Annotated in this window: 18 protein-coding genes, 2 pseudogenes and 1 riboswitch; of the genes and pseudogenes, 8 read left to right on the top strand and 12 right to left on the bottom strand. The window is 35.9% G+C overall.

Going from position 1 to position 23569, the window contains the following annotated elements:
* Positions 1-145: 145 nt before the first annotated feature.
* The 5 genes from NSQ08_RS27160 to NSQ08_RS27140 all read right to left on the bottom strand — a co-directional run bounded on the left by NSQ08_RS27160 (position 146) and on the right by NSQ08_RS27140 (position 6169).
* Positions 146-1405: a multidrug effflux MFS transporter gene (locus tag NSQ08_RS27160; protein WP_340780006.1), complete on the bottom strand. Its 1260-nt coding sequence runs from the start codon at positions 1403-1405 to the stop codon at positions 146-148.
* Between the two features lie 117 nt (positions 1406-1522).
* Positions 1523-3241 (bottom strand): DUF3981 domain-containing protein, encoded by a 1719-nt coding sequence (locus tag NSQ08_RS27155; RefSeq protein WP_033709756.1) that lies wholly within the window; start codon positions 3239-3241, stop codon positions 1523-1525.
* A gap of 78 nt (positions 3242-3319) precedes the next feature.
* Positions 3320-3853 carry an MFS transporter gene (locus NSQ08_RS27150; RefSeq protein ID WP_012260185.1) on the bottom strand — a complete coding sequence of 178 codons (534 nt, stop codon included), beginning with the start codon at positions 3851-3853 and terminating at the stop codon, positions 3320-3322.
* Entirely contained in the window at positions 3850-5286 is a 1437-nt protein-coding gene (locus tag NSQ08_RS27145) for an FAD-binding oxidoreductase (protein WP_340780005.1), read from the bottom strand. Before NSQ08_RS27145 ends, NSQ08_RS27150 begins: the two co-directional genes overlap by 4 nt.
* A gap of 118 nt (positions 5287-5404) precedes the next feature.
* On the bottom strand, positions 5405-6169 hold the full coding sequence (locus NSQ08_RS27140; protein ID WP_002191718.1) for a DUF6612 family protein: 765 nt from the start codon (positions 6167-6169) through the stop codon (positions 5405-5407).
* Positions 6170-6314: 145 nt separating this feature from the next.
* Between NSQ08_RS27140 and NSQ08_RS27135 the strand changes: the two genes are divergently transcribed.
* The 4 genes from NSQ08_RS27135 to NSQ08_RS27120 all read left to right on the top strand — a co-directional run bounded on the left by NSQ08_RS27135 (position 6315) and on the right by NSQ08_RS27120 (position 10011).
* Complete coding sequence (locus NSQ08_RS27135; protein WP_340780004.1) at positions 6315-7223, top strand: NAD(P)-dependent alcohol dehydrogenase; 909 nt, start codon at positions 6315-6317, stop codon at positions 7221-7223.
* A gap of 80 nt (positions 7224-7303) precedes the next feature.
* Positions 7304-7417: riboswitch (SAM riboswitch) on the top strand.
* Between the two features lie 85 nt (positions 7418-7502).
* Positions 7503-8315, top strand: a complete 813-nt coding sequence (locus NSQ08_RS27130; protein ID WP_000756967.1) for a MetQ/NlpA family ABC transporter substrate-binding protein — start codon at positions 7503-7505, stop codon at positions 8313-8315.
* 12 nt (positions 8316-8327) lie between these two features.
* Positions 8328-9368, top strand: coding sequence for a methionine ABC transporter ATP-binding protein (locus NSQ08_RS27125; protein WP_061674526.1), 1041 nt, complete (start codon positions 8328-8330; stop codon positions 9366-9368).
* Positions 9343-10011: a methionine ABC transporter permease gene (locus tag NSQ08_RS27120; protein WP_002124718.1), complete on the top strand. Its 669-nt coding sequence runs from the start codon at positions 9343-9345 to the stop codon at positions 10009-10011. Before NSQ08_RS27125 ends, NSQ08_RS27120 begins: the two co-directional genes overlap by 26 nt.
* Before the next feature lie 48 nt (positions 10012-10059).
* Here NSQ08_RS27120 and NSQ08_RS27115 read toward each other — a convergent pair whose 3' ends face one another.
* Positions 10060-10836 (bottom strand): SDR family oxidoreductase, encoded by a 777-nt coding sequence (locus NSQ08_RS27115; protein ID WP_113770488.1) that lies wholly within the window; start codon positions 10834-10836, stop codon positions 10060-10062.
* Between the two features lie 520 nt (positions 10837-11356).
* On the opposite strand from NSQ08_RS27115, the gene NSQ08_RS27110 reads away from it, so the two are divergent.
* From NSQ08_RS27110 to NSQ08_RS27095, 4 genes are all read left to right on the top strand, one after another.
* Positions 11357-12658, top strand: a complete 1302-nt coding sequence (locus tag NSQ08_RS27110) for a DUF5068 domain-containing protein (protein WP_340780003.1) — start codon at positions 11357-11359, stop codon at positions 12656-12658.
* 140 nt (positions 12659-12798) lie between these two features.
* Complete coding sequence (locus tag NSQ08_RS27105; RefSeq protein WP_002029371.1) at positions 12799-13290, top strand: RNA polymerase sigma factor; 492 nt, start codon at positions 12799-12801, stop codon at positions 13288-13290.
* The gene (locus tag NSQ08_RS27100; protein ID WP_002029372.1) at positions 13290-14204 is read left to right on the top strand and encodes a sigma factor regulator N-terminal domain-containing protein; all 915 of its coding nucleotides are present in this window, start codon (positions 13290-13292) and stop codon (positions 14202-14204) included. Before NSQ08_RS27105 ends, NSQ08_RS27100 begins: the two co-directional genes overlap by 1 nt.
* A gap of 247 nt (positions 14205-14451) precedes the next feature.
* A complete protein-coding gene (locus NSQ08_RS27095; RefSeq protein ID WP_002029373.1) occupies positions 14452-14958 on the top strand; it encodes a DoxX family membrane protein in 507 nt (168 codons plus the stop codon).
* A gap of 181 nt (positions 14959-15139) precedes the next feature.
* On the opposite strand, the pseudogene NSQ08_RS27090 reads toward NSQ08_RS27095, so the two are convergent.
* The 6 genes and pseudogenes from NSQ08_RS27090 to cdaA all read right to left on the bottom strand — a co-directional run bounded on the left by NSQ08_RS27090 (position 15140) and on the right by cdaA (position 23449).
* Positions 15140-17106, bottom strand: a pseudogene (locus tag NSQ08_RS27090) (S9 family peptidase).
* A gap of 417 nt (positions 17107-17523) precedes the next feature.
* The gene (glmS, locus tag NSQ08_RS27080; RefSeq protein WP_002029375.1) at positions 17524-19326 is read right to left on the bottom strand and encodes a glutamine--fructose-6-phosphate transaminase (isomerizing); all 1803 of its coding nucleotides are present in this window, start codon (positions 19324-19326) and stop codon (positions 17524-17526) included.
* Between the two features lie 12 nt (positions 19327-19338).
* Positions 19339-19523: pseudogene (locus NSQ08_RS29965) on the bottom strand (hypothetical protein).
* A gap of 285 nt (positions 19524-19808) precedes the next feature.
* Complete coding sequence (gene glmM, locus NSQ08_RS27075) at positions 19809-21155, bottom strand: phosphoglucosamine mutase (protein WP_002091472.1); 1347 nt, start codon at positions 21153-21155, stop codon at positions 19809-19811.
* A complete protein-coding gene (locus NSQ08_RS27070; protein ID WP_340780000.1) occupies positions 21148-22635 on the bottom strand; it encodes a CdaR family protein in 1488 nt (495 codons plus the stop codon). The genes glmM and NSQ08_RS27070 overlap by 8 nt, the downstream gene beginning before the upstream one ends.
* Complete coding sequence (cdaA, locus tag NSQ08_RS27065) at positions 22628-23449, bottom strand: diadenylate cyclase CdaA (protein WP_002191712.1); 822 nt, start codon at positions 23447-23449, stop codon at positions 22628-22630. The genes NSQ08_RS27070 and cdaA overlap by 8 nt, the downstream gene beginning before the upstream one ends.
* Positions 23450-23569: the final 120 nt, after the last annotated feature.

Raw genomic sequence — 23569 nt, 5'->3', positions numbered from 1 at the left:
TAATATACACACCAACATTTTTGTCACAGTATCGTCACTTTATGCAAATAACTTTTGCATCACCTTACAACGCTGTATGGGTTATTTCAAAGAAATGAAAAAAGAGCTGATTCAACACATGTTTGAATCAGCTCTTTTTTATAAATTAGGCCTCTAAATTTTGTCTTTGTTGCAGTTCAAACTGCTTCTCACTTCTTCTGGCCATAAATAGATAACATAACACAGCACCAATTTCACAAAGCGCTATAACAACCCCCATCGGTAATGCGGTATTGCTTCCGCCAATACCTACTAATGGTGCAACAAGTGCTCCTGAAATGAACTGTAATAAACCTAATAAAGCCGATGCCGTTCCTGCAGCCTGTTTCTGATTTCTCATCGCTAACGAGAACCCAGTTGTTGATACAACCCCGACACTTGATACAACAAGGAATAACGAGCATAAAACACCGATTAGCCCTATTCCTAATACGATTGTAAGTAGTAATGATAGACCGCCAACAGCTGCAATAATAATACCGGAAACGAATAAAGTTTTCTCATTCACATTCCCTGCTAAACGGCCCGTAACCTGACTAGCAATAATAATACCGATACCGTTAATCGCAAAGAATAAGCTAAATTGCTGTGGTGATGCTCCGTATATGTTCTGCAACACAAACGGTGAACCAGAAATATAAGCAAACATTGCAGCTGTTACTAATCCTTGCGACAATGCATACCCCATAAATAAACGATCTTTCAGAAGCTTTCCGTATGTTGCAAGCGTTCCTGATAATCCACCTGTCTCTCTTTCTTCAGGAGGTAATGTTTCACGTAATACGAAAGTAGCTGATATTAGCATGAATACACTAATTGCTCCAAGAACGATAAAAACGCCGCGCCATGATGTGAACTGTAATAATTGCCCTCCAATAATTGGTGCCAAAATAGGCGCTGCTCCGTTTACTAACATAAGCAGTGAGAAAAACTTCGTCATTTCAGAACCTGAATACATATCACGTACCATTGCACGTGATATAACGATACCAGCAGATCCTGAAGCACCTTGTAAGAAACGTAAAAGCACTAAACTCCAAATCGATGGTGCAACAGCACAAAGTAAAGAAGAAGCAACATAAATAATAAGAGCGATAATAAGAGGTTTGCGTCTTCCGTAAATGTCACTAATTGAACCAATAAATAACTGCCCTACTGAAAGCCCAAGCAGACAAGCAGTTAATGTAAGCTGCGCGAGGGATGCACCCGTTTGTAAATCATCCGTTAACTTTGGTAAAGAAGGCAAATACATATCAATAGATAATGGCCCAATTGCCGTAAGTGTCCCTAATACAAGAATCATCCATAACCTGTTTGTCTTTACAGGTTTATATATTTCGTGATTAACTCCATTCACTTTTTCCATTCACCCTTTCATATAAATACTTAACCGTAACAATTATAGTTACAACATGAATATACGTCAAGTATACCGTATTTTCCTGTTTAATAATGTAAAAAAAGCGATAGAATCTCTATCGCTTTACTTTTTCAAATTACTATTTGTAAATTTAGATACAGATGCCATCATTTCTCCTGTGTCTAAATATGTGATTTGAATTGGATCTCCTACTTCTGTAAACATTGCATATGGGAATTTCTTCGCCGGTACCATGAATACTTTTTGCTCGTTTTCTAATAGTACGTACACAATCGTATTTTCACCTGATTTTTCTTTATACACACGTTGTACAGTACCTTCTTTTTGCGCTTCTTTCCCATTTGAAGTCGGTCTAAATGAATCACCACTTCCGCTCAGCGCATTTTTATAATTCTCAAGTGCTTCTTTTTGCGTTGAACCTGTTGCAAACACTTTTGCATTAGAAGCATATATGACAGTATGAGCACGTACTAATCCGCCGTCATCAATAACCGGTACAATCCAAGAAGGTTTACCATATACGTTATAAATAACCGGCATTGTTCCATGCCATTTCTCTCTCTTAAAGGAATTATCCACTACTTCTGTAGCAGCCGAACCATCCATAATTCCCTTTACTTCTTTTCCGTTATAGTAATACAACTTACCTGTACGCGCATCAATAAGCGAATAGCCTAGTGCAGAATCTACTCCTTCTTTCGGAGAGGTGAAATCAGTAAAATAATATAACGTTCCATCCTTACCGAAGATTGGTGTAACTCCTTCTTTCGTTCCCCACTCAGTCGGAATCTTCATATCCGTTTGTGAGAATTTTGTATTCCAAAATCCGTGAATATATTTACCAAAATACGTATTTAATGTAGATGCAGTCTCGTGATTTAATACGCCATCAACGAATTTAGGTGCCTTTCCTTTGTCGTATCTTTTCACTTCACCTGTTTGTGCGTCTACTACTACAACACCTTCTACTTCAAATCCAGATCTTCCTGAAATAAATTCACCATACGTCATTGTATAATACGGTTTCCCTTTATCATCAACTTCAAATTTTGGTTTTCCTTTAAAAACTAAATCTGGCTCTGCTTTTCGAACGACACGTTCTAATTTATTACCGAAAAACATGCTCGGCACATATTTCATTTTATAACCAAGATGCAGTTTCGCTTCCGCATCAGGATTCGTACCTGACATCGTTACGTACCCTGGAATTGTCTCAGCTTTACGTGCTTTAAAAAAGCCTGAAACTTCAATCGGTGCTACATATAAAGCCTCACCATTTACCATTTGTGGCGTTAATTCCCCTAGCTCAAAATAAGCTACTTTCGGAATATCCCCAAATACCTTTTTCATTTTATTTTCCGCTGTTTTAGGCGGAACTGTAAACGGCTGATCATTTTCAGTAAATGGCTCTGAAATATCTTTCTCGATCTTCACAACAGAATCATATTTTTTTTGCGTGATTACTATATCGTGCAAATAACCAAAATAGCCGTAACTTGCGAGTAAGACAAACATTAGAAGTCCCTTTAACGTACCTTCTAATTTCCCTACCTGCTCTTGTGAGAATAAAACAAGCCCAATTAAAATCGCTACTGCAACAGAATAATGAGTAAGAATAGAATCTGCTCGATCATCAATTAGCCAGAAATATTCATAGATTGCAATACCTATCCAAAATAAAACAGGAATAACTAAAATAGATGATTTCTTACCCTTTACAACTTTCTCATTTCCTCCTTTATCCACCGCGCGAATTTTATTACCGCTTCTAGTCCATGGAATCAAAAACAAAGTGAGAATAGCTAAAACTATAAATTTCATCAAAGGCAATGTCCCCTTTTCTTTTGTCTTCTCCATAAGTATAACAAATAAAGGGTAATCAGGTAAAAATGGGTATGATTATATTTTTTTGCTACTTAATACAATTCCACTCACTGCATATAAAATAGATGCTATATAAAAAATGGTGCCAATCGTAAAGAAATCTACTAAATATCCCGTTGCAATAACTGCTACTGCTCCTCCAACCGATGTCCACACATGATATTTTCCAATCTCATAACCAGCTTTTTTCTGTTCTACCTTTCGTGCTAACGATGTCTTCTCCGTATTACGCTGCACAGCACCTAAAATACCCATTAAAATTTGGAGAATGTATACATGCCAAACTTCTGTTGCAATAGGGAAAAAAAGCATTAATATAGCCATGGACCATGCGTATATAATTAATAACTTTCTATCACCTACCCTATCAGAGATTCTTCCAACTAACGGATATACTAGAGCTGAAGTTAAGGCAAATAAGCCGTACGCCCAGCCAAATTGCGAGAAACTATTTCCTACATTTCGAAGCAATAGTATATAAAAAGGAAATACCATACTACCTGCCATCATAATAATGCTTTGTGAGGCTACAAATCTTCTATATGTCATTTGCTATACTCCTTATAAAATAAATTCACAAACCTTTCCTCTGGGTCTACTTCCTTCTTCTTCTGAAGGAATTCTTCTATGCGAGGATACGCTTTCTTTAGTTGCTCCTTTTCCGGATAAGAATAATACGGTAAATAATAACTTCCATTATGCTTTAACGTAACATCAATCATCTTTTGAATGACCACTTTTGTTTTCTTTATTTCATCTTCAGAACGCCCTTGATTAATTAGAAGCACAAGCGCAAACATATCATCTTTCGCATAAGATAGCACCGCATTCTCATTCTTTTCTACATAGCGGATTGTAATGTTAAGAAGGTTTAATTCCTCTTCATTTAAAACGCTTCGCAAATCATCTATATACTCTGCAAAACCATCTATCGGTACAAAGTACTCTTGTAAAACTTCGGTCAAGTTTGGATTATCGTATTCCATAAAAGCACTATCAGATCTCATTACGTTATTTCGAGTTTCGTACTTACCATCTGTACGTTCAAAATAACTTCTTTGTATATCCCAAAATGCGCCCTTTCCCCAGTCACTATAACGTGATAACCCAAGTAAGAATTTCGGCGCAGCTATAATATTTTCTTCTTTTAATTTGCTGTACTCTTTCAACTTCTGTTGATCTTCTGCCAGTACATAATCTGTTACATACATTTCTTTTAAAAATGAATTTGGGGCAACAGAAATACGTGCTAAATGCATACGTATATTCTCATCCCTTCGCACTTTATTCTTAAAGTATGAAGAGTATTCTTTATAATCTAGTACTTTCGTATGCATTTCATACAATTCATCGTTTGTTAACTGTAGCGTCACATCTAAAATCACACCAAATAATCCATATCCCCCAATTACATATGGAAACAAGTCAGCATTTTCTTCTCTATTTACATTACGCACCGTACCATCTGCCATTAACAATCTGAACGACTCTACTGTATCAATCAATGCTTCATGACGAATATCACGCCCATGTACATTTACACTTAATGAACCACCCACAGTAAAAATATTTTGAGATTGCATCACTTGAACTGCAAGACCATATGGATTGATTTTCTTTTGAATGTCATTCCATGTGACACCGCTTTGTACCCTAATCCTCTTCTTCTCCGGATCGAATTCTAATATTTCATTATACCCTTTCATATCAAGCATCGTACCGTTCGGATAATACGTCTGCCCACCTTGGCTATGTTGCATACCTGCAATAGAAATCTTCTCTCCAGAAACATTTGCATCTTGCACTAACTGTTTTAATGAACGTTCATCCTCAGCATTTTCAACACGTTTAATTTTCGTTGGAAGCAACTTCCCTACATCACTCATAATAGGATGATCCAGTTGCCCTTTGTATGTATATACAGATGTCGCGAGCAACACTGTATACGCTACAATAACAACTGCTATCTTTCTTTTTTTCAAATGGCACTCTCCTCTTCTAACGTTCTTCCTCTTCATATTGTACCTACTTTCCTACGAAGAAGGTATTAACAAAAAAGAGAGAGACCCTTTATTTTAGGTCCCTCCCTCATCAAGACTGTTACTTTGCTGCTGGCAGCTGTATTGGCTCAAACTTTTCGTACGATGTATATTTTGCATTCGTAATAATGTGTGCCTTATCCTTACCATTACTACTCATAATCATATCTATCTTCGCTGATTCATATTTAAAATCTTTTGTAATGATATATTCTGCATCCACTTCTTCTATCTTTGCGTTTTGTGCTTGTAGCATTTTCTTCTGCGTTTCATCCATGCTAGTTAACATACTTTCTGTTTCTTGCCCTTTTAATGTAAATTTCAGTTTATATTTATCTCCGCTTTTCTCCATCTTCATTTTATCTAAAACTACTGCTGGTACTTCTAACTTATCTATAATATCTTGAGTCGCTTTCATTCCACCAGCGTTTAATTGCTCCTCTGGTACGGTTATAACTTCTCCTGTATTAGGGTTTTTCACCTCACCAGCAACTTTACCATCCACTGTATACACTACAACATCTGTACCAGAAATATTCATTTCAGAACGAGAATTCTTTGTCTTTGGCTCTAATTGCATCTTAGCCTTTAATATATCCATCTCTGTTCCCTCAGCTTTTATCCCTACATCATATGTCATCGTTACATTTTCTTCATTTTTAAAAGCTTCGTTCGTTTTCTTGAAAACATCCTTCGCTGCTAATTCCTTTTCTTTTTGCATAGCTTCTTTTTTCGGTTCATCAGTCTTTGTTGTTTTCTCATTGCTACACCCTACCCCCAGACTGATTGCAAGCACTAAACTTGAAATAAAAATAGTTTTTTTCATAATGTCGCCCCCTTTCTCAAAATAATATCACCTCTTTTCCTACGAAATCTATATAATTTTTAATCTTTATTCGCTATATAGCGACATGTTTGATGAGAGTTTTAAATATGATGTAAATAACAACAACTCATTTCAGGAGGTCATTATGAAGGCGATTATTTGCACACAGTATGGACCACCTAACGTTCTTCAGCTTCAAAATATAGAGAAACCTACACCTAAAAAGAACGAAGTATTAATTAAAATTCACGCAACAAGTGTAACGACTGGAGATTGTAGAATACGCGGCTTTAATAGCCCCCTCTTATTTTGGATTCCTATGCGGATCATATTAGGTTTCAGAAAACCGAGAAAACCTGTACTCGGCGTAGAGTTATCCGGTGAAATCGAGGAAGTAGGAACAGATGTAACTCAATTTAAAAAAGGTGATTCAATTTTTGCATTAACAGAACTAAACCTCGGTGGTTATGCCGAGTACACATGCGTACATGAAAGTGGATTAATAACATTAAAACCTACCAATGTGACGTATGAAGAAGCGGCAGTTATTCCTTTTGGTGGAACTTCAGCATTACATTTCCTGATAAAGGGCCGTATAAAAAAAGGGCAACAAGTGCTCATATATGGTGCCTCCGGATCAGTAGGAACAGCTGCTGTACAACTTGCTAAATATTTCGGCGCGACCGTTACGGCTGTTTGTAGTAATTCAAATTTTGAACTCGTGCAATCTTTAGGAGCTGATAAAGTAATTGATTATACGAAAGAAGATTTTACTAAGCAAGGCAAATGCTACGATATTATATTTGATGCAGTTGGGAAGTATAAAAAATCCCTTTGTACAAATACATTAACACCCAATGGAAAATATGTATCTGTTAATGGAATGATGGCCAAGGTAAGTAAAGAGGATATGATTCTATTAAAAAAACTAGTCGAAACGGAAAAACTAAAGCCCGTTATTGATAGAACTTACCGATTAGAAGAAATTGCTGAAGCTCATATGTATGTGGAAAAGGGACATAAAAAAGGGAACGTTTCGATTACCTTAAAATAAAATATATTCAGAAAATAATATTGACAATTCTTTTTGTAAGATTTACTATTAGTACCATATTTAAAAACTACATACACATACTCTTATCAAGAGTGGCGGAGGGACTGGCCCGATGATGCCCGGCAACCGAGCTTAGAACGTATAAGCTAAGGTGCTAATTCCTGCAGAACGATTTTCGTTTTGGAAGATAAGAGAGGAACCTATTTCGTCTATTCGGCACCTCTCTTATTTTTGAGAGGTGCTTTTTATTTTGGAACGTATATTAAGGGGGAATTATAGATGAAAAAGGTATTATTAAGTATTGTAAGCGGAGCTGTATTATTATTAGGTGCGTGTGGTGCTAATTCTGATAAAGAGGTAAAAGCATTAGATGAGAAAAAGATTACTGTCGGTGTAACAGGCGGACCGCATGAACAAATTTTTGAAAAGGTAAAAGAAGTGGCAGCAAAAGATGGTCTCGAAATTGATGTAAAGGTATTTAATGATTATGTAGCACCAAACGTATCTTTAGATGAAAAAAGCCTCGATGTAAATAGCTATCAAACTAAATCTTATTTAGACGTATTTAAAGCTGAACGCAACATGAAATTAACTGAAGTATTTTCCACAGTAACATTCCCTATGGGTGTATATTCTAAAAGCTTAAAAGATGTAAAAGAATTAAAAGAGGGCGATGCAATCGCTGTCCCAAATGATCCAACAAATGAGCTTCGTGCTTTAAAGCTATTTGAAAAAGCGGGTGTTTTAAAGGTTGATCCAAAAGCTACAGAAAAAGCGACTGCAAAAGATGTAATTGAAAACCCGAAAAATTTAAAGATTGTTGAATTAGAGGCATCTCAATTACCAACACAACTAAGTGAAGTAAAGGCAGCTGCAATTAATACAAACTTTGCATTAGGTGCAAAATTAAGCCCAGCGAAAGATTCTATTTTCCGCGAAGGAAAAGATTCACCATATGTGAATTGGGTCGTTGTTCGTACTGAAAATAAAGATGATGCTGTTGTTAATAAATTAAAGAAAGCTTATCAATCTAAAGAAGTAAAAGATTTCATTGAGAAAAAATTCGATGGTTCTGTTTTACCGTCTTGGTAGGAGCTGACTATAATGATTGAATTAAAAAATGTCTCCAAAGTATTTACAACAAAAAAAGGGAATGTTGAGGCTCTTAAATCAACTTCCCTTAAAGTAAAAAAGGGCGAAGTATTCGGAATCATCGGATATAGTGGCGCTGGTAAAAGTACATTAATCCGTTGTGTAAATTTATTAGAAAAACCAACGACAGGAGATATCATTGTAAATGAACAAGAGTTAACAACCTTATCGACAAAAGAACTCGCAAAGGCGAGAAAAAAGATCGGCATGATTTTTCAAGGATTCAATTTACTTAAAACCGTTACCGTTTATGAAAATATCGCACTACCCTTACGTCTATCTGGTCTTCCCAAAAATGAAATTGAAAAAAGGGTAGAAAAGTATTTACGCATTGTTGATCTCTTTAATAAAAAAGATGCCTATCCAAGTGAATTATCTGGTGGTCAAAAACAACGTGTAGCGATCGCTCGCGCACTATCTCATGAGCCTGAAGTTTTATTAAGTGATGAAGCAACGAGCGCATTAGATCCGGAAACGACCGATTCTATTCTTGATTTATTATTAAAGATCAACGAAGAAATCGGAATTACGATTTTGCTAATTACACACGAAATGAATGTCATCCAGCGTATTTGTGACCAAGTTGCTGTAATGGAACATGGGGCGGTAGTCGAAAGTGGAACCGTAAAAGATATTTTCACAAACCCACAACATGTAACAACGAAGAAATTTGTAAATAGCGCGTTTGCAGCTAAAATTCCAGAAGATGTACAGAAAGAACTACAAAGCACCGGGGAAATCGTAACACTTTCATTTATAGGAACCGCTTCAGGAGAACCAGCGTTAGCTATCGCTACAAAACGTTTCCACGTATATCCGAATATTTTATCAGGCAATATTACGCAGTTAAAACATGAGGCATATGGGAAACTGACCGTTCATATGCAAGGTGAAAAAAGTGAAGTACACCGTGCCTTATCATTTTTACAAGAACAAGGGATCATCGTAGAAGGAGGTAGAACAGATTATGGGAAACAAGTCCTTTTTGGATGAGTGGGGTAACGTAATATGGGAAGCAACAATTCAAACATTTCAAATGACATCTATTTCACTACTTATCTCTATTCTTATTGCATTACCACTCGGCGTCACACTTGTTTTAACGAGACCTGGTGGACAGCGAGAAAATAAGATTATCTATCCTATTCTTAATACAGTTATTAATATCATTCGTTCTCTTCCATTTATCATTCTATTATTCTTCATTTTACCTTTTACAAAGTTTCTAATGGGAACGTCCATTGGCGTGCAAGGTGTTATCGTACCACTTGTTGTCTTCACAGCCCCTTACATTGCCCGTTTAATGGAAACTGCTTTATTAGAAGTGGATCGCGGTGTCATTGAAGCATATCAAGCAATGGGAGTCTCTACTTTAAAAATCATTTGGCACGTTATGGTTAAAGAAGCTCGCCCGTCTCTCGTACTTGGATTAACAATCGCAACGATCGGCTTAATCGGTGCAACAGCAATGGCTGGACTTGTAGGTGCTGGCGGCCTTGGTGATTTAGCATATCGATTCGGACATTTACGCTACGAACCTGAAGTAATGTATGCAACAGTCTTTATTTTGATTATCCTCGTTCAAGGATTACAGTCTTTAGGGAATGGTGTTGCACGAAGATTGAAGAAAGATTAAAAAGAAGGTATCTCATTGAAATGAGATACCTTCTTTTTAATTATAAAATTATCTCTTAAATCCACCTTCTGAATGAATAACTTGCCCTGTAATCCATTCGGCTTCTTCGCTCACTAAAAACTTAATAAGTCTTGCTGCATCCTTTGGCTCACCAATTCTGCCGAAAGGAAACATCGGTCTTAATCCTTGCTTTATCTCCTCATTCATCCATCCTGTACTAGTTGGACCTGGATTAATTGCATTCACTGTTATCCCTAAATGGGCCACTTCCGCTGACAACGTACTAGTAAGAGCGTCAATTGCTCCCTTCGTTGTTGCATACGCTAATTCTCCTGCCATAGGTCCTTTAAATTGTCCCGACGTCATATTCACAATTCTACCACCAGATTTCTTATCAAAACCTTGGGCAAATTGACTACTTAACAATGTAGTCGCACGAACATTTACCATGTAGTGCTTATCTAGTTCTTCAGCAGTCAAATTAGAGAAATCATTATTTGTAGAATATGCTGCATTATTAATTAATATATGAGGGTACCCTAATTGTTCAGTAACTTTATTTATAAGCTGATTTGATGCATCATTCTGAGTTAGATCTAACTCCATGCTCGATACTTTGACACCGTTTTGTATCAACTCTTCTTTTAATTGTATTTGTTCATTTTCATCAACGCCCCAAGGCATCTCTTTATCGTATTCTGTCCAATACGTAAAAAATATATCGTATCCAGCCTCTGCTAACTCTTTACAAATAGCTGCTCCTATACCGTCTAGACGACTTACACCTGTAACAACTGCTATTTTATTTTTTAATTGATTCATCATATACTCCTCCAATTTTAAAGGACGCATATTTTATATAGGAGATATAAACTTTCCCACAAAAAAGACAGATACATAAAATAGGCATCTATCCTTACAAAAGGGATGTACAAGCTAAATATGCAGTCCTTGAATGATTTACAGATAGCTAAATAAACCCTCACTTATGAGAGAAAAATTCATCTATCTAATTTCTAATCATTACAAGTTCATCCACATATCGAGTCTTTGTCCCCTTTCAATATATCTCTATTATTTACTCTAACAAAAAGATTCAATATTTAAAATAGAAAAGATAATCTTCTCTCTCTTTTGGCGGAAAAATATTGTAATTACCTATATAAGCTTTAAATATGTTTCTATTAAAAATAACCATTAAGATATCAAAATAATAAAAACAATCAGAAAAACACTGGTAAATACTGGTTCACTTTCTTATAATAAAACGTGGGGCTAATGTGAGAGATATAAAGGGTCTGATTATACAGACCCAACTGGTTTTAAACAAATAGGGGGAAGAAACATGTCAAAAAAATTACTTTCTTTATTTTCTACACTAATCGTAGCAGCTTTTGTAATAACTGGCTGTGGTCAAAGCGATACGACAAATAAAGAACAAAAAGAAGATGTAACGCAAGAAAACAAAACAAAAAAAACGGATACAACGAAAGAAAATAAACCTGAAGAAAAAAAATCCGAAGATAAAAAAGCTGAAGATAAAAAGCCTGAAAATACAGCTACTAGCTCAAGCGATTACTCTAAGCTGATTTCCTATATGGAAAAAGAAACAGGTGGTAAAACAAAAGTTCTTTTTGAAAATAAGGAACCACAAGTGTATAAAGCTGAAGATGTTTCAGTAACAATGAATGGTTATACATTAGTTGAATTAAATGGATTCCATACAAACTTCGACATTCCGTTTAATCGTCAAACAGAGGGCGGAGTTATTCTTGTGAACTACAGCATAAAAAATAGTTCAGCTAAAGATATTTATTATATGCCAGCATTGGACATGTCATTTACTGGTGCTCAGAAAGCATATAGTAACTATAGAGATTTAATTCCAACAGAAGATCAGCTACCAACTAAGCTTGCTCCAACGAATGATTACTTAGTAAAAGCAGGAGAAACTATTTCTGGTTATATCGCTTATCCATTCGGAAAAGATGATCTAGCGAAAATTTTAAATCTCTCAACGGTCTCAGTCACAGTCCCAACTGCACAAGCTAATAAAGGAAAATTTGATGCTCCAATCGGAAGTCCTGGAAGCTTTTCATTAAGTTTAAACAAACAAGGTGCTGAAAAGGTTGCAACAGATAACACTTTCTACCAAGATAAAGCTACAGCTAATAACATGGGCGATAAAAAAATGTTAAAAGAGAAATCAAGTATTAATAACAGCCAAGAATTAGGCGCTGTTAATGTTACATTAGACGGATACCAATTCACTCAATTCACACCAAATTCCGTCGAAGCTCCACGCTTTGCAAATTTTAAAAACGGTCTTGTTCTGTTAACAGTAAAATTCAAGCTTGATAACAAAGATGCTCAAGACGTTTCACTATCTCCTATAAGCTCTACATTAAGAGTGAATGATGGTACACAATATACGATTAATGAAGGTATGCTATTAAATTACGACTATAACGCTTCAGTCAAAACAGGAACATCTGGAGAGTTACTGCAAGTATATATTTTAGACCAAGAGCAGTATGAAAAGACTTTGAAAGACAAAAGCTTCGAGATTGAGTTAGGACCTATGAGAAATAAAGAAGCAAAAGATATTTCACAGGGTAAAAAAGCTAAATTTACATTACCTAAATAGATTACTAAACATATAATAGAAAAGGCATATAACATATGATTGTTATATGCCTTTTCTATTTGTATAAAGAACAAAATTTTAATTTAAGTGTATACATTTATCATTACCTATCCGTTGTATAAGTGTAGGGAGGAAAAGTGATGGGAAAAGAAAATATATTGACCTCCTATCTTATCAATTTAGGAGAGGAAGTGTTCAAACTACTATTAGCGAAAGGGGCTATAAAAGAAGATGCAGAAGACATCATCCAAAATACCTTCTATAAAGTATACACATTGCTAGATGATCTAACCGAGGGTAACATACGTCCATGGTTTTTCAGAGTCGCATTAAACGAATACATTGACTTGAAAAGGAAAAAAGAGCAACAAAACATCTATTTAACTGAAGAGATTTATTCAAAATTACAATATACAGACCGAGAATTAGACGCTGTTTTAAATAAAGATGAGATTTTCTATCTATTAAAAGATATAAAACTAGAATATAAAGAAGCCTTCTTTTTAAAGTACTACTACAACTTTTCATATGAGGAAATCGCCCTAATACTAGATATTCAAGTAAACAGCGTCAAACAAAAGTTACATCGTGCACGTAAAGCAGTTCACTCAAAAATAGGAGGAAAACCTTAATGGATACTTCTTTAAAAGATGCATTAAAAAAAGCTAAAAGAAAACAGTTATTTAAAAATATTATTACCTCTATTATCGTTGTAATCATACTTATCCCTATATTTTATAAAGTTGGCAATTACTTCGCAGCAAAAAGCTCTACGAAGCTTCACGAAAAACTCTTTTTACATAACGCAATTGCAGAACCGAATATACAAATTGATTCTCAAGTAACGAGTAGTTCATCTATGTTTGGCGGCAATATCACATCCAATCGTTCTAAAAACATTAATGGTTACGTAGTACGATGGAATACACTGACAAGCCCTTACGATTGGTTTCGCTCTAACATCGATTACAATGAGTTAATACCAGGAACTCATTGGGGTAGGTCTAATAAAGAGTCTTATAATTACGATAAACAAACGAAAAATAAAGTTGCTACATTTTATAATCCGGCCATCAAGGAATATTACGATGGAGTCAAAAATGAATTAAGTGCAGTTTCCAAAATGGAAAACTATGTTGCGGAAGTCGCTATCTCTTTCGATCAACCTTATACATTAAAAGAAATTCAAACAAAAATACCGGATAACTTAAATATCGTATGGCTATATATGGTCTCACCTATTAGAGATGAGAGCGGAGGCCCTGCTGGTATGCCAGTTTACGGATTTGAGCCAGGAACCCCTCCCGAAGAATCGTACAAAAGGTTCTTTGATTCCCTTAAACAATATAATGATGGGTATGACAAGGACATTCAAAAATTTTTAAAATCAAACGAAAACAAACCATTCGATCAAGTGAAAATCTTAGGGGTTATGCTAACAGGAAAAACGGAAAACTTTAAGGAATTAGAAAACCAAGACTTTATTCGCGGTGCTTCTGTAGGGGCTACTGCACAAGTTGTTCCTTATATAAAACCAGAGAAATAATAAGGAAAAGACAAGATAAACTAATAGTAGCTAGTTAAAAGAACGTACATGAATCTGTTTACTATGGGAGCAACCTATTTTAGTGGAGAGCTCCCTTCATGTATTATTCATCCTCCAAACAATATATTTCCAAATACTTTATGTACAAATGAAAAATCATAATTTTTGTTCACACTTTATCCATTGTGAATTTATTCACAATGGATATATAATAAACATGTAAATACAATACATTGGAGGGATTTCAATGGTTATCAATTTTTTAAGAACTGATAAACGCGCTACTTTCATATTATTATTTTTACGACTTTACATAGGATATGCATGGCTCGCTGCTGGAATAGGAAAAGTTTTTGGACAGTCTTTTGATGCAAGTGGTTTTCTAAAAGGAGCTATCGCTCAAGCATCAGGTGACCACCCTGCAGTACAAGGTTGGTGGGCAGATTTTCTTCAACATTTTGTTCTTCCAAACGCAGACCTATTTAGCTTTTTAGTTCAATGGGGAGAAATTTTAGTAGGTCTAGGTTTGATTTTAGGTGGATTAACAAAAACAGCTGCATTTTTCGGCATCATAATGAACCTTTCATTTTTATTAAGCGGAACTGTTAGTGTAAACCCAAACCTACTTATTTTAACTATGTTCATTTTAGTTGCAGGACATAATGCTGGACGTATTGGATTAGATGGTTATGTTTTCCCAAAACTTTTCAAAAAAAATAACCGTGAAGCATATAAATTAAGTAAAACTGCATAAGAATAGTTCATCTTTTAAATATAAATAAGGAAAGAGCCTACATTCAGGCTCTTTTCTCATTTACACCAAAATATTTCACAGTTTGCCTTATCCGAAATGTTAAACTCAATCATATATAACCGGATAAATGTGTACGACTTTATTTCAAGCACCTAAAAAGCTTAAAGACTAAAACAAGCCATTATAAAACCCTAAAACCTTTCATACTTTCTCCAAGAATATAGTGTGAAAACCACATCAAATTCTGCTTCATAATAGCCACATTAATTCCTGGCTGATCAGAACTATATGCCATTCCTTTAAAAATAATTAATTCTGTATCAACTTCCATATCCCTTAACCCTTGATATAGCTCATATGCATTGGAAGTTGGAATCCTTGCATCCTTTTCGCCATGTTGGATTAAGGTAGGCGTACAGGCTGATTTAATATACGTCATTGGTGATGTTTTCGTATATATCTCCGGATCATTCCATAGAGTATTTCCTAAATACATTCTAATAAAGTAAGGTATATCTGTATTCACATAATGGGTACTCCAGTTAGTAATTCCACCTCCAACTGAAATAGCTTTAATCTATTACTAAATGTAGAACAGAAAGCTGATATATATCCCCCGTTGCTCCATCCCATAACCCCTACTCTATCTTTATCTGCAATCCCTTGCTCAACTAGTTTATCCACTCCAGATATAACATCCTCATAGTCAGCAATTCCCTGTTTTCTATAGTTGGCTTTTAAGAACTCATTACCATAGCCAGAACTTCCTCTATAGTTTGGCTCTAAAACTATAAAGCCTTTTTCGATAAACTGCTCAATCGGATATTTCTCATTAAAACAGTCTGAGAATATCGGAAAAGATGCCCAAGCCGGACCACCATGGATTACTACTAATAAGGGATATTTTTTGTTGGCATCAAAATCTACTGGGGTTGATAAAACACCCTCTATTTCAAGACCATCACTACTTTGCCATGAGATTATTTCCCTGTTACTTTTCAGCTTCCCTTTAAAAAGGCTATTTTCATCCGTTATTTTTTTATCGTCTAAATAAATTTCAAAGGTTTCATTTGTTATAGCCTTACTATAGGATATATGATTTCCATCCCTTGTTATAGAAGCATCCATTATAAAGCCATCTACTTTGTCACTTAACATTTCCACAGTGCCATCCTCACATAGCAATCCAATACGATAGTTAGTTTTATCCTGCCATCTAATTAAAATCCCCTTATCTGTCCACTGTAATGGCATAACCGTACTATCAAAGTTTGTTAGAGGCTGAATTACCTCTCCAGTATTCATATCATATATCTCTAATGTACTTTCTTGTATATGGTTTCTATAGTAATCCTTCTCTCTTATGCTTGCTGAATAACATATTTTGCTGCCTTCAGGAGAAAAGCAAACGCTCCCTCCCAACAACTTATCTACATTCATCTTTTGTAGTTCCTCAGCTTCAACATCTAATATGTATAGATCACCATTCATATGATCGTTTAGGCTTGGTGTAGCCATAAGTACAACCTTTGTCCCATCATTTGAAATATCAAAGTTATGTATATAAAAATCCTTACCCTCCGTTAATTGATAAACACCGCTAATTTCTCGTTCCCCTTTATCATTTTGTATCACTTTTTCTATTTCAATGTAGTATAAACAATTATTCTGGTGTTCCTTACCTGCATGTTGGAAGTCCCCATATAGCTCTTTACGTTTCTTTATTTCCTCACATTCTTTTGACTGTGTAACATAATAAAAACCTTTACCAGTAGGCTCCCATTTAAAATTACTGACTCCTTCTTTCTCATCAGTAATTTGAACCCCGTCATAACCATCTATTGACTTAACAAAGATTTGATTTTTCTTATTATCTCCGTCACCAACTGGGCTAAGGTATGCGATATCCCTAGAATCTGGGGACCATAATGGGCATGTACTTTCTATATCTCCAATTGTTAATGGGTAACTCTGAACCTTATCTTTTTCATATATCCACACATGATTCCTATATGTATTGTCTTCCCAATTAGCCATCTTCTTTACAAATGCTAGGTTCTTGCCATCATCACTTATGTTTGTACTTGATAAAGCCGGTAATGAAATAATCTCTTCTATACTTAAATATGTTTTTTCTTTCACCTTCATTAATAAACCCCCTTGTAATGTCTAGTAATCTAATTTGTTCAATAAAGTGAAACTTTAATCAGTGTTTTTTTCCATCAACGAATATCTGAAATAACAACAGAAAATTCAGTTAAATAAAAGTGGTTCCGTCCCAAATCCGATAAAACCTCATGCTGTCTGCCGGTTTTTATACTTTTTAAATCCCACTGACCGATCTAATGAGGGATCATCTTGAATTTCAAGACAAGGCTGATAATCTCTCCCACTGCCAGTTCCTTGCCCCTCTTTAATCCACTTATCGATTTTAGATGTTCTTTTTTTCGACACAAAAATGCCCCTTTAGATAATCATATCCAAAGGGGCAAAGCTTCACAACTTTTTTATAAACGTCGTGACTTTATTTTAAATTTACAATAATCTAGTTACTCTACCAATCTCCTACTCAACAGTAACAGACTTAGCTAAGTTACGTGGCTTATCAACGTCACATTCGCGGTGAAGCGCTGCGTAGTATGAGATAAGTTGGAATGGAATAACTGCTACTAGCGGTGCTAGTGCTTCGTGTACAGCTGGTAATACGAAGCTGTCACCTTCCATTTCTAAGCCTTTCATTGAGATGATACATGGGTTAGCTCCGCGTGCTACTACTTCTTTCACGTTACCACGAATTCCAAGGTTTACGTGCTCTTGTGTAGCAAGTGCGATAACTGGTGTACCGTTTTCGATTAAGGCAATTGTACCGTGTTTTAATTCTCCTCCAGCAAATCCTTCTGCTTGGATGTAAGAGATTTCTTTTAGTTTTAACGCACCTTCTAAACCTACGAAGAAGTCTACGCTACGTCCGATGAAGAAGCAGTTACGCGTTGTTGCTAAAAATTGTTTTGCTAATGCGTCCATTTCTTCTTTTTGATCACAAAGTTCTATCATTGCATTTGCTACAAGTCCTAATTCGTGTGTTAAATCAAAATCAAGAACTTCGCCTTTTGCTTTAGCAATGTCCGCAGCTAAAATTGAAAGTACCGCAAGCTGTGCTGTGTAAGCTTTCGTTGATGCAACTGCGATTTCTGGTCCCGCGTATAACGGAAGTGTATAATCAGCTTCACGAGAAAGCGTAGAACCAGGTACGTTTGTAATCGTTAATGCTTTATGACCCATTTCATTCGTTTGTACAAGTACTGCACGGCTATCAGCTGTTTCACCACTTTGTGAAATGTAAATGAAGAATGGTCTCTCTGTTAATAATGGCATGTTATAAGAAAATTCACTTGCTACATGCACTTCAACTGGCATTTTTGCAAACTTCTCGATAAATTGTTTTCCAACAAGACCTGCATGATAACTTGTTCCACATGCAATGATGTAAATACGATCGCTATCTAAAATTGCGTTACGGATATCTTCATTCAGTTCAATCTCGCCATTTTCATCTTGGTACTTTTGAATTATATTACGGATTACAAGTGGTTGCTCATCGATTTCTTTAAGCATGAAATGAGGGTATGTTCCTTTTTCAATATCACTTGCGTCTAATTCCGCTGTAAACGGTGCACGTTCAATCGTTTCACCTTGTAAGTTTTTAATTGTAATACTTTCTTTCGTTACGATTACGATTTCTTTATCCATTAACTCAATAAATTGATCTGTAACTTGTAACATCGCCATAGCGTCGCTCGCCACAACATTAAAGTTGTCACCAACACCTACTAATAGCGGGCTTTTGTTTTTAGCAACATAAATCATGTTTGGATTTTCAGCATCAAGTAATCCGATTGCATAAGAGCCATGTAAAAGAGATAGCGTATTACGGAACGCTTCTTCTACACTTAGTCCTGTGCTCACTTGTTGTTCCATAAGTTGCACGATAATTTCTGTATCTGTTTCACTTACGAACGTTACATCTTGTAAATATTCCTTTTTCACTAACTCATAGTTTTCAATTACACCGTTATGAACTAGTGTAAAGCGTTTTGATGTACTTTGATGCGGATGCGCGTTTAGTTTGCTTGGAACACCGTGTGTAGCCCAGCGTGTGTGACCGATTCCCACGCTTGCTGCTACGTTCTCTTCTACGACTTCGCGAAGTTTTGCAATACGGCCTTTTTCTTTGTATACAACAACACCGTTCTCTGCTTGTACTGCAATACCTGCTGAATCATATCCGCGATATTCTAGCTTTTCTAAACCTTTTAATAAAATTTCCTTTGCATCTTGCTCTCCAATAAATCCTACGATTCCACACATGTTTAGTCGCCGTTACAAATGCTTACACTGCTTTGCGAACATGTAACGACATAGTCCGATACCATTTATTTATATTAAAAAAACGGATTACATATTGCTAGCCCTGTAAGCTTGTAACGGCTTTCACCTTCCTCTCGATTGGGTTAAAGTCCGTATATACTTATACAGCTAGTATTCATCCGTTCCTTTTCTCTCATCACACTTTCACCTTTGTCCACTAAGTCACCTTAATGTTTTAAGTAAAAGATTGCGGTTGTGATGAACAACCGGGAGTCATCCGCCGAAATCTCGATAAACTCCACCTCGTCAACTACACTACTTGTAGTTCTGGCGCTTTTATAATTTACAATATTTCCTTTGAGAAAAAGAACAAGACCATCGTATAACAAACAATATAAATCGTCAATGAAATTTTTTTCATTGTCTATAAAACATATGAAAAAGGAGCACTTTTTGTGCTCCTTTTAAATAAAACCAGCTAATTATTCAACGCCAACTTCAGCTTTCACAACTTCTACAATACGATGTACATACCCATCACAAATTTCTTGTGTCGGTGCTTCTGCCATTACACGAATAAGTGGTTCTGTTCCAGATGGACGAACAAGAATACGACCGTCTCCATTCATTTCTTCCTCTACAACACGAATAATTTCTTTAATTTTCTCATTTTCTAATGCTAGTTTTTTATCTGTTACACGAACGTTTACTAGTAATTGTGGGAATTTTGTCATCTCACCTGCAAGCTCAGATAATGGCTTTTTCGTCATTTTCATGATGTTTACAAGTTGAAGTGCACTTAACATTCCATCACCAGTTGTAATGTAATCAAGTAAGATAATATGACCTGATTGTTCTCCGCCCAGGTTATATCCACCACGTTTCATCTCTTCCATTACGTAGCGATCACCAACTGCTGTTTTATCACTTGTAATACCGTTTGCTTCAAGCGCTTTGTAGAAACCTAAGTTACTCATAACTGTTGAAACAACTGTATTATGTTTCAATTGACCAGTTTCTTTCATATACTTCGCGCAAATAAACATAATTTGATCGCCATCAACGATGTTTCCTTTTTCGTCTACTGCGATTAAACGGTCTCCGTCACCATCAAAAGCAAGACCAATGTCAGCACCTTTTTCTTTTACTAATTCAGCTAACACTTCTGGATGCGTAGAACCTACTCCAGCGTTAATATTCATACCGTTCGGTGAAGTTCCCATTGTTGAAATATCAGCTTCTAAATCTGCAAATAAATATGGAGCTAAAGAAGATGTAGCACCATGTGCACAATCTAAAGCAATATGTAAACCAGAGAAATCTTCCTCTACAGTTTGTTTAATGTATTGTAAATATTTTTGTCCACCTTCAAAGTAATCACTCACTTGTCCAAGGTTAGTACCTGTTGGACGTGGTAGCTCATCAACTTCTTTGTCTAATAACGCTTCAATTTCTGCTTCTTGCTCATCTGTTAATTTAAATCCATCTGAACCGAAGAACTTAATTCCATTATCTTGTACTGGGTTATGAGATGCAGAGATCATAACACCTGCTTGCGCCCCTAAAGCTTTTGTTAAATAAGCCACACCTGGTGTAGAAATAACACCAAGGCGCATTACTTCCGCTCCAGTTGATAATAGGCCTGCTACTAAAGCTCCTTCTAGCATATGTCCAGATACACGTGTATCACGGCCAATAATTACTTTTGGACGATCTGTATCTTTTGTTAATACATAGCCGCCAAAACGTCCTATTTTAAAAGCTAATTCAGGTGTTAATTCCTTATTTGCAACCCCACGTACTCCGTCTGTACCAAAATATTTACCCATTATTATTCGCTCCTTTTTCGTGCTCTTTTTGATTATCTACTGTTGGTTCTTGGCTTGGTTCTTGGCCATTTTCTTTTTCTTTTTCTTTTTCTTTATCTTTATCTTTTTCCTGATCCTTTTCTGGATCTGGTTCAGGATTTTTTGGTTTTTCAGTTTGATTTTCTTGATTGTTTTTTGAATCTGGTTGTTCAATATTACCCTGTACTTCTTTATCCGGCTTTTCTTTCTTCACAATTGTGACTTTAGCACTTTTTTGTTTTGCTTCTATCGAAATATTACCAGGACCACTCACTTGAATAGAAACATCTTTCGTCCCCGGAGATACATTTTGCAGATTAATCGCCGCTGTTATTTGAGCAGCTGTTATTTTATCTACTATACTTGCTTCTCCTGAAATATCAACGCTTATCTTTCCATCTTGTGGCGAAAGTAGCTGCGCAGTAACATCATTCGGAATTCCACTTTTTTGAATCGGGATACCATCAATAGTTTTACTTTTCGTTTGTTTTACCTTTTGTACCCCTACGGAAACCTTCACTTGATTTGGTTTTGCACTTGTTACACCTTTTGGCAATAAAACAGAGGCATCGAATGTTGTAGAATCCGTCAATTGACTAAAATCTACCTCGACCCCCTCTATAGATTGTATATTATCCAAAATGTCTTTTGGACCTGCTATCGTTACTTCTCTTGGCTCAACGCTAATATTTGTAACAGTCAATCCTTCTGGCAAACTCCCCTTTTTCGTATACGTCACAGGAACAGTTTTTTCAGTATTATTGGCCGTAGCTTGCGTCGCCACATTCAATGTTACACTAATTTTAGATGGACTCGTTCTTACATTTAAACGTTTTCCTTCTTTATTGTATAATGTAACTTCGGCTGTTTTTGTAACAGTTTTATTAACACCTTTTAAATCAATATACGCCTTAGCAGATGAAATACTTTCAATTTCTTCTTTCGTCCCAACTACCTCAACAGTATCAGGTTTAATGTTTGATTTTTCGAGAGTAGAACCCGCTGGCATTTGATCCTCATTTGATAATTTTAAGTCTACATGAACGTATTTTCTCGCTTTTTCATGTAGAGTAATTTTAATTGTTGATGGCTGAACTGTTCCTTTCACATCATCTGGAAGCCCGTTCGTTTTCAAAGAAACTTCATAAGTTCCTTTTTCGCTATCTCTCAAATCAACTGGTATATCAAATTGTTTTTTTGCTTTTGCTGTAGCAACTGCTGATTTTGGACCTTCCAACTTCACCTTGACTCCACCTGATGGAATACCACTTACAATATATTTCTCTTCATCATACTTAAGGGTAATAGGATAATCAGTTAATGTTTCTTTCGTTTCATTTACGAAAGGTAATATACTCGATGTCGTATTTTTTTCAGTTAAAGTTGCTGACATGAAAAGCATACACGCCAATAGTAATGAGATTCCTTTTAAAAACCAATGATTCTCCATTAACTTATCCATGACGCTTTCTCCTCCAATTCCATAAAGACGAAGAAGTCGTTTTTTCATTCCCACTAAATTCTGCTAACAACATGTCCTTCAGCTGTTCTGTCTTCAAATCACGATGTAACTTCCCGTTTTTCGTTAAAGAAATTTGGCCTGTTTCTTCCGACACAACTACTGTAATACTATCAGTGACTTCACTAACTCCCATTGCAGCACGATGCCTAGTTCCTAACTCCTTAGAAATAAATGGGCTTTCTGATAACGGAAGGTAACATGCTGCTGCTTTAATTGTACTTCCCTGCATAATTACTGCTCCATCATGAAGAGGGGTATTAGGGATAAAAATATTAATGAGTAATTCCGATGACACATTTGCATTTAGCGGAATACCCGTTTCTACATAATCATCCACCCCAGTCTCTTTTGACAAAGTAATTAGTGCACCAATTCTACGTTTTCCCATATATTCCGTTGCTTTCGCTATCGCTGTTGCAACAATTTCAGGTTCATCGTCCTCGTGGGTTCCCACACGCGAAAATAAGCTACCCCGTCCTAGCTGCTCAAGTGCTCTTCTCAATTCTGGCTGGAAGATAATAATAACGGCTAAAAATCCCCACGTTAATACTTGTTCCGTTAGCCAATATAGCGTATGCAATTCAAGTAAAATACTAATCATCCGGACGACAATAATAACTGTAATACCTTTTAAAAGTTGCACAGCCTTCGTGCCCCGAATTATAAGAATTAGCTTATATATAATAAACCATACAACAGCAATATCTAATGCCGTACTAAGATATTTCAAAATGGTCGTATCTTCAAAAGGCATGCTAACCCTTCCTCCTACTTACGAGCAATTCTATCCATATATTGAAATATTATTTTATGCTCTATCTGTATGTATTTCCAACAACTAGTTAATTATACCATACATGAACCAAACGACAAT

Origin of the sequence: Bacillus sp. FSL E2-8887 (genome assembly GCF_038007205.1) — a bacterium.
Lineage (GTDB): Bacteria > Bacillota > Bacilli > Bacillales > Bacillaceae_G > Bacillus_A > Bacillus_A mycoides.
The sequence above is the reverse complement of the archived record's forward strand: the minus strand, read 5'-3'. Positions and strand labels throughout refer to the sequence as shown.

Coding starts and splice junctions, on each gene's coding strand:
- NSQ08_RS27160 (WP_340780006.1), bottom strand. CDS start 1,405: ATGGAAAAAGTGAATGGAGTTAATCACGAAATATATAAACCTGTAAAG.
- NSQ08_RS27155 (WP_033709756.1), bottom strand. CDS start 3,241: ATGAAATTTATAGTTTTAGCTATTCTCACTTTGTTTTTGATTCCATGG.
- NSQ08_RS27150 (WP_012260185.1), bottom strand. CDS start 3,853: ATGACATATAGAAGATTTGTAGCCTCACAAAGCATTATTATGATGGCA.
- NSQ08_RS27140 (WP_002191718.1), bottom strand. CDS start 6,169: ATGAAAAAAACTATTTTTATTTCAAGTTTAGTGCTTGCAATCAGTCTG.
- NSQ08_RS27135 (WP_340780004.1), top strand. CDS start 6,315: ATGAAGGCGATTATTTGCACACAGTATGGACCACCTAACGTTCTTCAG.
- NSQ08_RS27130 (WP_000756967.1), top strand. CDS start 7,503: ATGAAAAAGGTATTATTAAGTATTGTAAGCGGAGCTGTATTATTATTA.
- NSQ08_RS27125 (WP_061674526.1), top strand. CDS start 8,328: ATGATTGAATTAAAAAATGTCTCCAAAGTATTTACAACAAAAAAAGGG.
- NSQ08_RS27120 (WP_002124718.1), top strand. CDS start 9,343: ATGGGAAACAAGTCCTTTTTGGATGAGTGGGGTAACGTAATATGGGAA.
- NSQ08_RS27115 (WP_113770488.1), bottom strand. CDS start 10,836: ATGATGAATCAATTAAAAAATAAAATAGCAGTTGTTACAGGTGTAAGT.
- NSQ08_RS27110 (WP_340780003.1), top strand. CDS start 11,357: ATGTCAAAAAAATTACTTTCTTTATTTTCTACACTAATCGTAGCAGCT.
- NSQ08_RS27105 (WP_002029371.1), top strand. CDS start 12,799: ATGGGAAAAGAAAATATATTGACCTCCTATCTTATCAATTTAGGAGAG.
- NSQ08_RS27100 (WP_002029372.1), top strand. CDS start 13,290: ATGGATACTTCTTTAAAAGATGCATTAAAAAAAGCTAAAAGAAAACAG.
- NSQ08_RS27095 (WP_002029373.1), top strand. CDS start 14,452: ATGGTTATCAATTTTTTAAGAACTGATAAACGCGCTACTTTCATATTA.
- glmS (WP_002029375.1), bottom strand. CDS start 19,326: ATGTGTGGAATCGTAGGATTTATTGGAGAGCAAGATGCAAAGGAAATT.
- glmM (WP_002091472.1), bottom strand. CDS start 21,155: ATGGGTAAATATTTTGGTACAGACGGAGTACGTGGGGTTGCAAATAAG.
- NSQ08_RS27070 (WP_340780000.1), bottom strand. CDS start 22,635: ATGGATAAGTTAATGGAGAATCATTGGTTTTTAAAAGGAATCTCATTA.
- cdaA (WP_002191712.1), bottom strand. CDS start 23,449: ATGCCTTTTGAAGATACGACCATTTTGAAATATCTTAGTACGGCATTA.